General features: G+C 70.2%; 10 protein-coding genes. 8 read left to right on the top strand and 2 right to left on the bottom strand.

What is annotated here, in order from left to right:
• Positions 1-11: 11 nt before the first annotated feature.
• Positions 12-1,916: a glycoside hydrolase family 15 protein gene (locus AC0IY1_RS21225; protein ID WP_103711078.1), complete on the bottom strand. Its 1,905-nt coding sequence runs from the start codon at positions 1,914-1,916 to the stop codon at positions 12-14.
• 131 nt (positions 1,917-2,047) lie between these two features.
• Complete coding sequence (locus AC0IY1_RS21220) at positions 2,048-2,737, bottom strand: hypothetical protein (protein WP_471772194.1); 690 nt, start codon at positions 2,735-2,737, stop codon at positions 2,048-2,050.
• Positions 2,738-3,059: 322 nt separating this feature from the next.
• Between AC0IY1_RS21220 and AC0IY1_RS21215 the strand changes: the two genes are divergently transcribed.
• The 8 genes from AC0IY1_RS21215 (at position 3,060) to AC0IY1_RS21180 (ending at position 12,688) form a co-directional block, all read left to right on the top strand.
• Positions 3,060-3,647, top strand: coding sequence for an ANTAR domain-containing response regulator (locus AC0IY1_RS21215; protein WP_055951053.1), 588 nt, complete (start codon positions 3,060-3,062; stop codon positions 3,645-3,647).
• A gap of 13 nt (positions 3,648-3,660) precedes the next feature.
• Positions 3,661-4,677: a CmpA/NrtA family ABC transporter substrate-binding protein gene (locus AC0IY1_RS21210; RefSeq protein WP_471772192.1), complete on the top strand. Its 1,017-nt coding sequence runs from the start codon at positions 3,661-3,663 to the stop codon at positions 4,675-4,677.
• A 402-nt stretch (positions 4,678-5,079) separates the two neighbouring features.
• Positions 5,080-6,369, top strand: coding sequence for a CmpA/NrtA family ABC transporter substrate-binding protein (locus tag AC0IY1_RS21205; RefSeq protein WP_055951049.1), 1,290 nt, complete (start codon positions 5,080-5,082; stop codon positions 6,367-6,369).
• Positions 6,369-7,247 (top strand): nitrate ABC transporter permease, encoded by an 879-nt coding sequence (gene ntrB / locus AC0IY1_RS21200; RefSeq protein WP_103711084.1) that lies wholly within the window; start codon positions 6,369-6,371, stop codon positions 7,245-7,247. Before AC0IY1_RS21205 ends, ntrB begins: the two co-directional genes overlap by 1 nt.
• A gap of 12 nt (positions 7,248-7,259) precedes the next feature.
• Positions 7,260-8,054, top strand: coding sequence for an ABC transporter ATP-binding protein (locus AC0IY1_RS21195; protein WP_471772189.1), 795 nt, complete (start codon positions 7,260-7,262; stop codon positions 8,052-8,054).
• A gap of 16 nt (positions 8,055-8,070) precedes the next feature.
• Positions 8,071-9,291, top strand: coding sequence for an NAD(P)/FAD-dependent oxidoreductase (locus tag AC0IY1_RS21190; protein ID WP_471772187.1), 1,221 nt, complete (start codon positions 8,071-8,073; stop codon positions 9,289-9,291).
• Between the two features lie 11 nt (positions 9,292-9,302).
• Positions 9,303-11,090 (top strand): NirA family protein, encoded by a 1,788-nt coding sequence (locus tag AC0IY1_RS21185; RefSeq protein ID WP_471772185.1) that lies wholly within the window; start codon positions 9,303-9,305, stop codon positions 11,088-11,090.
• Positions 11,087-12,688: a sulfite reductase subunit alpha gene (locus AC0IY1_RS21180; RefSeq protein ID WP_471772183.1), complete on the top strand. Its 1,602-nt coding sequence runs from the start codon at positions 11,087-11,089 to the stop codon at positions 12,686-12,688. The genes AC0IY1_RS21185 and AC0IY1_RS21180 overlap by 4 nt, the downstream gene beginning before the upstream one ends.
• Positions 12,689-12,766: the final 78 nt, after the last annotated feature.

Below are 12,766 nucleotides of genomic sequence, written 5' to 3'. Positions count from 1 at the left end.
GTCCGAAACGCTCAGGCGTCGCACCGTTGGGGTGCGGGCGGGGTCGCACCCGGGGATTTGGCTTGCGCGGAACCGCTGCTCCGCTCCCTGGCCGGCCCCTTGGCCCGGCTGTAGTTGAGAATGGTGTTCACCAGCGTGACGTGGCTGAAAGCCTGCGGGAAGTTCCCTACGAGGCGCCGGGCCTTCACATCATACTCCTCCGCCACCAATCCGACATCGTTGCAGACGCCGATCAGCCTCTCGATCAGCGCACGCGCCTCTCCGCAGCGCCCGAGGCCGATGAGGTTGTCGGCGTACCAGAACGAGCAGGGCAAGAACGCGCCCTCGTCGCCGGGCAGCCCGTCGGTCGTCTGGTTCTCGGTGTCGTAGCGCAGCACGAAGCCGTCACGCATCAAGGTACGCCCGATGGCCTCCACGGTGCCGACCACCCGCGGGTCGTCCTGGGGCAGGAAGCCCATATGGGCGATGAGAAGAAGGCTCGCGTCGAGGCGCTTCGAGCCGTAGGACTGCACGAAGCTGTTCAACTCCGGATCGAAACCCTTGGCACAGACCTCGGCGTGGATCTGGTCGCGGATCTCGCGCCAGCGCGCCACCGGGACCTCGCGGGCCTGCTTGGGCCGATGACTGATGCCGGTGGTGCGGATCTCGTCCTGTTCGCGGGTCTCGGCCTCCTCGAAGGAACGGATAGCCCGGTCGAAGGCGACCCAGGCCATCACCTTCGAATGCACGAAATGGCGACGCCCGCCGCGCACCTCCCAGATGCCTTCGTCGGGTGTGCACCAGACCTTCTCCAGGTGGCGCAGCAGCGCCTCGCCGACCCGCCAGCCATCCGCGTCACCCTGAAGGCCGCGCTGGCGCGCCTGGTAGAGCGCGTCGAAGATCTCGCCGTAGACGTCGAGCTGGAACTGCTCCACCGCCGCGTTGCCGATGCGCACAGGCTTCGAGTTCTCGTAGCCCGGGAGCCAGTCGAGTTCGATCTCGGGCAGCATACGCTCCCCGGCGATGCCGTAGAGGATGTGGGCCTGCTCCGGATTGCCGGCCACGGCGCGCACCAGCCAATCGCGCCAGGCGCGCGCCTCGTCGAGATAGCCGCCATCCATCAGGGCGATCAGGGTGAAGGTGGAGTCGCGCAGCCAGCAGAACCGGTAATCCCAGTTGCGCACGCCGCCGAGATCCTCCGGCAGGGACGTCGTGGGTGCGGCCACAATGCCGCCGGTGGGCTGGTAGATCAGCGCCTTCAGGGTCAGCAGCGACCGCTTCAGGATTGCGTCCCAGGGAGTACCGGCGGCCGCGCGGCTGGACCAGTCGCGCCAGTAGCGATCGGTCTCGAATAGCACCTTGCGCGGCTGAATCGGCGCCGGGTCGTCCTCGTGGGATGCCCCGTAGCTCAGGGTGAAGGCCACGCTCTGCCCGGCTTCCACCGTGAATTCCGAGACGGTGGTCTGGTCCTGGCCGAACGTCGGCACGAGGGTGCGCAGCACCACCTTGTGCGGGCCCGAGATCGCGCGGAGATCGCCGAGCTCGTTGTGCGAGACCCAGGGCACCGCCAATCCGTAATCGAAGCGAACGCGAAGGCACATCCGCATGGGCACGGCCCCCTCGAGCCCCTCGACGATCCTGACGAGGTGCGCGCCATCGTTGGCGGGCATGTAGTCGGTCACCCGCACGACCCCGGCGCCGGTCTCGTGCCGGGTCTCCAGGACGAGGCTGCCCTCGCGATACTGGCGCGTCGTGGTGGCCGCGTCCGCAGGACCGAGCTTCCAGTAGCCGTGATCCTCGGTACCAAGCAGCGCGGCGAAGCAGGCGGCAGAATCAAAGCGGGGCCAGCAGAGCCAGTCGACGCTGCCGTCGCGGGCGATCAGCGCAGCGGTGCGGCCATCGCCGACGAGCGCGTAATCCTCGATCCGTCCGGCCATCAGGTCCTCGTCCTCGCGACGTCGACCGTCACGGGGCCGCGCAGCATCGCTGAGCGACCACGTAGTCTTCGAACGCGGCAGGGTCCAGGGTCAGGGGTGCTTTTGGTGGTCGGCCAACACTGCGAATGGGTTTAACGCAGGCGCCCGACCCAGCCGGAGACGGCGGCACCGAGGGTTGCGGTCCCCGCGCCGAGGGCCGCCCCCTGGGCGCTCACGAAGGTACCGGCGGCGGCGGTCTTGGCGCCCATGAAGGCGCCGGCAGCGGCGCCCGCCTGGGTCACCGCGCGGATCGTCGGCGCGAAGGGCAGGGCGATGTCGGGCAAAGTCACGTCGGGCAGGCCGATCCCGGGCAGCACGCCCTCGTCCCCCTCGGCCGCCGCATGCGAGACCTCGGCCTCGGCCACGAAGGGGAGTGCCTTCTCTCGTCCCTGCGGCGGCCTCGCAAAGGCCTGCGGCACCTTCTCGGAGCCTTGCGACGCCTTGTCGGAGCCTTGCGACGCCTTGTCGGCGGTCGCCGCAACCTTGGCGACTGCAAGGCGCGGATTCTCGAACCGGCGGGGAGCGGCGAGGCGGGCGGGCCGAGGCCCAGTCCTATGAGCCTGGGCGGTGGGCTCGGCTTGAGCGACGATGACCAGGGGGAACTGGGCCTGGAAGGCAAGCGGTGCCGGGATGAAGGGCGTCTCTGCCGTGGCCTCCGGTGCGGCCGCCACGGCGGTCGCCGGAACCGAGGCCGGTGCCACGATGGCTGGCTCCTGGCAGAGATAGGAGGCCGCCCCGAGGATCGCCGCCATCGCCAGCGTCGGCAGGAGGGGCGGCGTCACGCCACGCGCGGAACCCGATTCGAACGCCGCTTGATCGGGGGGCGTGCAGCCTGACATCCGGAGCACCTCGCTGTGCAATTCAGCAACCGGTCCGATCGCCGGCGCCATTAGCCGGGCCGTTTGCGGCGGAACCTGGGCTGTTTCCTCTCCAAACGGTAATGTTTCGTCGGGCATGCGGCTTGCCTTCCCGGTGACACCCTCCTGTTTGGCGACGTCCGCACGCCCACGCCCACGCCCACCGCATCATGTGCCTTGTCATTCCCTCGACCGGCATGCGACCTGCCGGGACCGCCCCAACCCCGATTCGCGTCCCCGGACACCGATGACCGAGCCGACCCTGACCGTCGCCGTGATCGACCCGAGCCGTGCCCGCGCCGCGATCCTCGAGGAGGGACTCATGGCATCGGGCTTCACCCGCGTCGTGGTTCTGCCGGACACCGCCGACCTGCCGGCCCGGGTGGCGGCCCTGAATCCGGACGTGGTCGTGATCCACCTGGAGAGCCCGAGCCGGGACATCCTCGAGCAGATGTCGGGCCTGTCCCGGCACGTGGAGCGACCGGTGGCGATGTTCGTCGACCGCTCCGACGTCCCGATGATGCAGGCGGCGATGGATGCGGGCATCTCCGCCTACGTGGTGGACGGCCTGCAGCCCCAGCGCATCCGCTCGATCCTCGACGTGGCGATCCTGCGCTTCAACGCCTTCGCGCGACTGCAGCGCGAGCTGACGGAGGCGCGGGGCGAGCTCGCCGACCGCAAGCTGATCGAGCGGGCCAAGGGCATCCTGATGACGGCCAAGGGCCTCTCGGAGGAGGAGGCCTACCGGACGATGCGACGCAAGGCCATGAACGAGAAGCGGAAAATCGCCGACATCGCCCGCGCCATCGTGACCGCGGCGGATCTCCTGGGATGAGGGGCCTGCCCGGATGAGACTCGCCCTCGGATACGTGCCGCTCATCGACGCGGCGCCCCTGATCGCTGCCGTGGAAGGGGGCTTCACCGCCGCCGAGGGCTTGGCGGTGGACCTCGTCAGCGAACCCTCCTGGGCGACGCTCCGGGACAAGCTGGCGCTCGGACACCTCGACGGTGCCCACATGCTGGCGCCCCTGGCCGTCGCCAGCGCCCTCGGCATCAGCGGGCCGGAGACCGATTTGGTGGTGCCCCTCGGGCTCAGCCTCAACGGCAATGCGGTGACGGTCTCACGCCCGCTCTGGGCCGAGATGGCGCCGGAGGGCCCTGATCTCGACACGATTGCACGCGCGTTTTCCCGTGTCGCACGCGTGCGGGTCACAGAGGGTCGGCCCCTGACGCTGGGTACCGTGCACCCCTTCTCGTGCCACACCTATCAACTCCGGATGTTCGCCGCCCGCGGGGGGCTCGACCTCGACGCCGCCACCCGGCTGGTGGTGATCCCGCCGCCCTGGATCGCCCAGGCCCTGCGTTCCGGTCAGATCGACGGGTTCTGCGCCGGCAGTCCCTGGAACAGCGTCGCGGTGGCCGAGGGCTACGGCCGCATCGTCGCCCTCGGCTGCGACCTGGCGCCGGACTGCCCGGAAAAGGTGCTGGCCCTGCCGGCCTATGCGGCGGAGACGAGCGCCGCCCTGGTCCGGGCGGTGCGGCGGGCCGGGCGCTGGTGCGCGGCCCCCGAGAACCGGGGCGAGTTGGCGAGCCTGCTCGCCCATCCGAGCCATCTCGGGATCGATCCGGGCCTCATCCGCCGGGCCCTGGCCGGCACCGTGGTGCGCGATGCGGACGGGACCGAGTCGCGCGCGGCGCGCTTCGTCGTGTTCGGCGCCGAGGCCGAGCCGCCGCGGCCCGACCAGGCCGACTGGATCCTCGAGCAGATGGGGGCCGCCGGGCAGATCGTGCCCAACCCGGCCCTGGCCGAGCGCGCGCGGGCGATCCTCCGGCCCGACCTCTACGCGGCGGCGCTGGTGGACTGAGCGACGGGGCTGCTGTCCGCACCGGCAGACTGCCCGCGGATTGTGCAGTGCGGTCGGCGGCGCGCGATGCGGCAGGCATACCCCCGGACCGGCCGGTCTGCGACGCGTCCGTGGGCGTGGCGCGCGCCGCCGCGCGGTGAGGCATCCACGCGAAAAGCCTGCCCGACGAACAGCTTGGAACGATTCCGAAGGGAACCGCAGCGCGTTGATCCGGCAGGCCGGCCGGACTTGGCACGCCCCGTGCAGGGCATCGCGGGCTCGCCAACGATGACGAGCCTTATCCGTCGGCAGAGCCGCTGACCCGAGTCCCCCACGGAACGCAGATCTTGCGTTCGATGGATGTGCTTGGTCGGCGGTTTTTTCTTTGGCGGATGCTCATTGCTTTCGAGGATGTCGGGTTCGATGACTGACGGTTTCCGCAACAACCGCCGTGATCTGCTGAAGGGCGCTGCCGCGAGCCTGTCCCTGGCAGCGCTCGCCCGCACAGCCCTGCCGGGCGGCGCCTTCGCGCAGGGCGCCGGCCCCGAGGTGAAGGGGGCCAAGCTCGGCTTCATCGCCCTCACCGATGCGAGCCCGCTCTTCGTGGCCAAGGAGAAGGGCTTCTTCGCCAAGCACGGCATGCCCGACGTCGAGGTGCTCAAGCAGGCCTCCTGGGGCACCACCCGCGACAACCTCGTGCTCGGCTCGGAGGGCAACGGCATCGACGGCGCCCACATCCTGACGCCGATGCCCTACCTGATCTCGGCCGGACGGGTGACGCAGAACAACGTTCCGGTGCCGATGCACATCCTGGCTCGGCTCAACAGCAACGGCCAGTGCATCTCGGTGGCCAAGGAGTACCTCGACCAGAAGGTCGCCCTGGACGCGAAGGTGTTCAAGGCGGCGGTCGAGAAGAAGAAGGCCGCCGGCAAATCGGTGAAGGCGGCCATGACCTTCCCGGGCGGCACCCACGACCTCTGGCTCCGCTACTGGATGGCCGCCGGCGGCATCGACCCGGACAAGGATATCGAGACCATCGTCGTGCCGCCCCCGCAGATGGTGGCGAACATGAAGGTCGGCACGATGGACTGCTTCTGCGTCGGCGAGCCGTGGAACGCCCAGCTGGTGCAGCAGGGCCTCGGCTACACCGCGCTCACCACGGGCGAGCTCTGGAAGGACCACCCGGAGAAGGCCTTCGCCATGCGGGCCTCCTTCACGGAGAAGTACCCCAACGCCACCCGGGCGCTGCTGATGGCCGTGCTCGAAGCGCAGCAATGGTGCGACAAGCCGGAGAACAAGGACGAGGTCGCCGCCATCGCGGCCAAGCGCCAGTGGATGAACGTCCCGGTGGCGGACGTCGCCGGGCGCATCAAGGGCACGATCGATTACGGCGACGGCCGCGTGGTCGAGAACAGCCCCTTCGTGATGAAGTTCTGGAACGACAACGCCTCGTATCCCTACCAGTCGCACGACCTCTGGTTCCTCACCGAGGACATCCGCTGGGGCAAGTTCGACGCGCAGACCGACACCAAGGCGCTGATCGCCAAGGTGAACCGCGAGGACCTCTGGCGCGAGGCCGCCAAGGCCCTCGGCGTCACCGCGATCCCGGCCTCCACCTCCCGCGGCAAGGAGACCTTCTTCGACGGCAAGGTCTTCGATCCGGCCGATCCCGCCGCCTACCTGTCCAGCCTCGGCATCAAGAGGATCGCGTGATGGCCAACACCCCCACCATCGCCGCCGGCCCGGGCGTCGCCGCGCCGGCCAAGCCGAAGCGGGCGCCCCTGGTCACGATGGCCACCCTGAACAGCGTCGGGAAGAACCTGGCCAAAAACCTGATCCCGCCCGTCGTGGTGCTGATCGCGTTCCTGGTGATCTGGGAGATGCTGTGCTCGCGTCCCGGCGCCGGCCTGCCGCCGCCCTCGCGCGTCGTCACCGAGGCCTGGGACATCATCGCCCACCCGTTCTACGACAACGGCGGCACCGACAAGGGCCTGTTCTGGCACATCGCCGCCAGCATCCAGCGCGTGGCCCTCGGCTTCGCCCTGGCGACCGTCGCGGGCATCCTCACCGGCACCCTGATCGGGCAGTCGGAATGGGCCATGCGCGGCCTCGACCCGATCTTCCAGGTGCTGCGCACGATCCCGCCGCTGGCCTGGCTGCCGCTCTCGCTGGCCGCCTTCCGGGACGGCCAGCCGAGCGCGATCTTCGTGATCTTCATCACCTCGATCTGGCCGATCATCATCAACACGGCGGTGGGCATCCGGAACATCCCGCAGGACTACCGCAACGTGGCGGCGGTGCTGCGCCTGAACCCGCTGGAGTTCTTCGCCAAGATCATGCTGCCCTCGGCGGCCCCCTACATCTTCACCGGCCTGCGCATCGGCGTCGGCCTGTCCTGGCTCGCCATCGTGGCGGCCGAGATGCTCATCGGCGGCGTCGGCATCGGCTTCTTCATCTGGGACGCGTGGAACTCCTCCCACATCTCCGAGATCATCGTCGCCCTCGTCTATGTCGGGGTCATCGGCTTCATCCTCGACCGCTTCGTCGCCTTCGTCGGCACCCTGGTCACCCGCGGCACCGCGACCGCCTGAGGAGGGATTCCCATGAGCTATCTCAGCATCGAGAACGTCGGCATCAGCTTCACCCGCGCGGGCCGCACCAACGAGGTCCTGCGCGACGTCAGCGTGAAGATCGACAAGGGCGAGTTCGTCTCGCTGATCGGGCATTCGGGCTGCGGCAAGTCGACGGTGCTCAACATCGTGGCCGGCCTGCTCAAGGCCTCCACCGGCGGCGTCCTCCTCGAAGGCAAGGAGGTGAACAGCCCCGGCCCCGACCGGGCCGTGGTGTTCCAGAACCACTCGCTGCTGCCCTGGCTCACCGTGCGCGAGAACGTGGCGCTCGCCGTCGACAAGGTCTTCAAGGGCAAGAAGTCGAAGGCCGAGCGCAACGCCTGGATCGACCACAACCTGTCGCTCGTGAACATGACCCACGCCGCCGACCGGCGCCCGAGCGAGATCTCGGGCGGCATGAAGCAGCGCGTCGGCATCGCGCGCGCCCTGGCGATGGAGCCGAAGGTGCTGCTCCTCGACGAGCCCTTCGGGGCCCTGGACGCGCTCACCCGCGCCCATCTCCAGGACTCGCTGATGGACATCCATGCCCGGCTGAAGAACGCCGTGATCATGATCACCCACGACGTCGACGAGGCGGTGCTCCTCTCCGACCGCATCGTGATGATGACCAACGGCCCCTCGGCCACCGTGGGCGAGATCCTGGAGGTCGACCTGGAGCGGCCGCGCCGCCGCCTCGATCTGGTGGAGGACGCGACCTACACGCATGCCCGCGCCGAGGTGCTCGAATTCCTCTACGCGCGCCACGCCAAGCCCGCCATCGCGGCCTGAGGAACGGGCTCTGGCGATGAAGGAGCGTTTGGTGGTCATCGGCAACGGCATGGCGTCGTTGCGCTTCCTGGAGCGCCTGACCGAGCGGGCGCCGGGCCTGTACGACGTCAGCGTCGTCGGGGCCGAGCCGCGGGCGGCCTACAACCGCGTGCTGCTGTCCTCCCTGCTGGGAGGCGAGGTCGACGAGGCGGGCTGCGCCTTCCGCGGCCTCGACTGGTACGAGGCCCACGGCATCCGCCTCATCACCGGCGCGCCGGTCACCGAGATCGACCGCGAGAACGGCCTCGTGATGGTGGGCGAGACCCACGTCCTGCCCTTCGACAAGCTCGTCCTCGCGGTGGGCTCCCTGCCGATCCGGCTGCCGAAGCCCGGCATGGAGCTGCCCGGCGTCCTCACCTTCCGCGACCTCGCGGACGTCGCCGCCATCCGCCAGGCGGCGGTGGAGCACGCGCGCGCCATCGTGATCGGCGGCGGGCTCCTCGGCCTGGAGGCCGCCGTCGGCCTCGCGCGGCTCGGCGTCGACACCACGCTCCTGCACGTCATGGACCGCCTGATGGAGCGCCAGCTCGACCACGCCGCCGCCGGCCTGGTGAAGCGGGCCATGGAGGCGCGCGGGGTCAAGGTGCTGCTCAAGGCCGACACCGCGTCGGTCGAGGGGGAGGGCCGGGTCGAGCGCCTGATCCTGTCCGACGGCACCGTGCTGCCGGCCGACCTCGTGGTGATGTCGGTGGGCGTGCGGCCCAACGTGGCGCTGGCCCAGAATGCCGGGATCGAGACCGCGCGCGGCATCCTGGTCGACGACCGGATGCAGGCGTCGGATGCCCGCATCTACGCGCTGGGCGAATGCGCCGAGCACCGGGGCCAGGTCTACGGCCTCGTCGAGCCCGCCTACGAGCAGGCCGAGGCCCTGAGCCGCCACCTCGTCGGCGAGGCGGCGAGCTACCTCGGCACGGCCCTCTCCACCAGCCTCAAGGTCTCGGGCCTGCCGGTGTTCTCCGCCGGCCAGATCGAGGCGCCCGAGGGAGCCGAGACCGTGCTGATGTCGGATCCCGGCCTCGGCCTCTACCGCAAGCTCGTCGTCGCCGAGGACCGGCTCCTCGGGGCAGTCTTCGTCGGCGACATCGCCGAGCAGGGCTGGTGCAAGGAGCTGATCCGCACCGGCGCCTCGATCGCCGAGCACCGCGACGACCTCCTGTTCGGGCGCCCCGCGCCCGCATCCCAACCCCTCGCAGCGTGAGGAGGCTACCCATGGCTGACGCATTCAACGCCGAGCAGAAGCGCTACCTCGAAGGCTTCGCCTCCGGGATCAGTGCCGCCCGCATGACCGGCGGCCTCGCCGCCGCACCAGGCGCCGCCCCGCCGGCCGAGCCCATCGGCCCGGACGCGATCCACGTCAAGGCGCAGGACGCCACCATCAAGGCCGGGGGCAAGCTCTGCGAGCAGGAGAAGTGGAAGCGCGCGGAGAACCCCTTCGACGGCCACAACCGCCTCATCGCGGAGGCCGCCACCGGCAAGGCGCCGAAGCCGGAAGACAATTTCCGCTGGCGCTACCACGGCCTGTTCTGGGTGGCGCCGGCCCAGAATTCCTACATGTGCCGCCTGCGCATCCCCAACGGCATCCTGCACCACTGGCAGTTCGTCGGCATCGCGGACCTGGCCGACGCCCACGGGGGCGGCTACGCCCACGTGACCACGCGCGCCAACCTGCAGGTCCGCGAAATCACGCCCGAGCACGGCCAGCCCTTCCTCGACGGGCTCATCGACCTCGGCCTCACGGCGCGGGGCGCGGGGGCGGACAACATCCGCAACGTCACGGGCTCGCCGGTGGCCGGCATCGACGCGCAGGAGCTGCTCGACACCCGCCCGCTGGCCAAGTCGTGGCACAACCACATCCTCAACGATCGCTCGCTGTTCGGCCTGCCGCGCAAGTTCAACGTCGCCTTCGACGGCGGCGGCGTGATGCCGGTGCTGGAGGAGACCAACGACATCGGCTTCCAGGCCGTGCGGGTGCTGGAGGGGGCGAGCGTCGCCCCGGGCGTGTGGATGCGACTCGTGCTGGGCGGCATCTCGGGCCACCGGGATCTGGCCCGCGACACCGGCGTGGTCCTCAGGCCGGAGGATTGCAACCGGGTCGCCGACGCCATCCTGCGGGTCTTCATCAAGAACGGTGACCGGACCAACCGCAACAAGAGCCGGATGAAGTACGTCCTCGACGCCTGGGGCTTCGACAAGTACCTCGCCGCCGTCGAGGAGGTGCTCGGCCGCACCCTCGACCGGGTCGATCCCGCCCACGTCGCCCCGCGCGGGGCGATGGACCGCTTCGCCCATGTGGGCGTGCACGCACAGGTGCAGCCCGGTCTCAACTGGATCGGCGTGGTCCTGCCCGTGGGCAAGCTCACCACCGACCAGATGCGGGATCTGGCCAAGATCGCGGTGGAATGCGGCGACGGCGCCATCCGCATGACCGTGTGGCAGAACTTCCTGTTCTCCGGTGTCCCGGATGCCAAGGTCGCCGAGGTCCGGGCACGGGTCGCCGCCCTCGGGCTCACCACGGAGGCCTCCAGCATCCGCGCCGGCCTCGTCGCCTGCACGGGCAGCCGCGGCTGCAAGTTCGCCGCCTCCGACACCAAGGGCCACGCCCTGATCATCGCCGACACCATCGAGGCGAACCTCAAGGAGCTCGACGTGCCGGTGAACGTCCACCTCACCGGCTGCCATCACTCCTGTGCCCAGCACTACATCGGCGACATCGGGCTCATCGGCGCCAAGGTCGTGGTCTCCGAGGAGGGCGACACCGTCGAGGGCTACGACATCGTCGTCGGTGGCGGCTTCGGCGACGCGCCGAAGATCGGCACCGAGATCTGGAAGGCCGTGAAGGCCGAGGATTGCCCGGCCCGCATCGAGGCGCTGCTGCGCAGCTACCTCGCCCGGCGGACGAGCCCCGCCGAGAGCTTCCAGGCCTTCACCAGCCGCACCGGCCCCGAGTCGCTGCGCAACATCGCCGAAGAGCAACCCGTCCTGAAGGCCGCCGCATGAGCGAGCACGTCACGCCCCCCCTGGTCCTCATCCCCGAGACCGCCCCCTTCGACCCGGACCAGCGTGCCTGGCTCTCGGGCTACTTCGCCGCTCTCCTCGGCCCCGCGGTCGAGGGCGCCACGGCCCTGGCGCCGGGCGACGCGCCGGCCGGCGGGCCGGCGCTCGCCGACAACGACGATGCCCCCTGGCACGACCCCTCCCTGCCGCTGCCCGAGCGGATGGAGATGGCCAAGGAACGGCCGGAGGCGCAGAAGCTGATGGCCGCCATGGCGCAGCAGGATTGCGGCCAGTGCGGCTACAACTGCGCCGACTACGCCAACGCGATCTTCCTCAGGAACGAGGAGCGCCTGAACCTCTGCCAGCCCGGCGGCAAGGACACGCTCCGGATGCTGAAGAAGCTCGAGGAGGAGTTCGGTGCCGCCGGCGGCGCCGCGCCGAAGAAGGCCGAGGACGCCGCGCCTAAGGCCGCCCCCGCGCTCGGCCCCCTCGGCTTCTGCCGGGAGAACCCCGTGGAGGCGACCTTCGTCTCGCGCACGCGCCTCAACGCGCCGGGCGGCGAGAAGGAGACCTGGCACGTCGAGATCGATCTCACCGGCACGCCGATCGACTACGTGGTCGGCGATTCCCTCGGGCTGTTTCCCGCCAACGCCCCGGCCCTGGTGGACGCGGTGATCGCCGAGCTCGGCGCCCGGCCCGAGCGCAGGATCGGCGGCAGGACCCTGCGCGACCGGCTGCTGACCGACTACGCCCTGGGCGGCGCGCCGGACGGGCTCTACCAGCTCCTCTCGCTGCTCACCTCGGGCGAGGCCCGCCGGAAGGCGCAGGCGCTCGCCGCGGGCGAGGACCCGGACGGCGACGCCGCCCATCTCGACGTGCTGGGCGCGCTCCACAAGTTCCCCGGGGCGCGCCCCGACGCGGAGGTGTTCCTGGAGGCGCTCGACGAGCTGCAGCCGCGGCTCTACTCGATCTCGTCCTCGCCGAAGGCCGATCCGGGCCGGGTCTCGCTCACCGTCGACGCGGTGCGCTACAGCCACCGCTCGCGCCTGCGCCTCGGCGTCGCCTCGACCCATCTCGGCGAGCGCATCCCCGAGGGCATGACGGTGAAGGTCTACCTGCAGAAGGCGCACGGCTTCGCCCTGCCGGAGGACCTGTCGAAGGACGTCGTCATGGTCGGGCCCGGCACCGGCATCGCACCGTTCCGCGCCTTCCTGCGCGAGCGCGACGCCACGCAGGCGCCCGGCCGCAACTGGCTGTTCTACGGCCACCAGAAGCAGGCCTCCGACTTCTTCTACAAGGACGAGCTCAACGCCCTGAAGGACCGCAAGGTGCTCACCCGCCTGTCGCTGGCCTGGTCCCGCGACGGCACCGAGAAGACCTACGTCCAGGACCGCATGCGCGAGAACGGCGCGGAACTCTGGAAGTGGCTCGAGGGCGGCGCGCATTTCTACGTCTGCGGCGACGCCAAGCGCATGGCCAAGGACGTGGAGCGGGCGATCATCGACGTCGCCGGCCAGTTCGGGGGCAAGAACCCCGACGAGGCCGTGGCCTACCTCGCCCACCTCAAGAAGACCGGCCGCTACCAGGCCGACGTGTACTGAGGCGCGCGTCCTGAGGCGCGCGTCCCCCGCGCAGGAGACGGGGCGCGGAGCGGGTGGACCCGGTCCCGCCCCGTCTCC

The organism is Methylobacterium sp. AC690, assembly GCF_979256535.1.
Note: the sequence above shows the minus strand (reverse complement) of the source record. Positions and strands in the feature narration are given on the sequence as shown.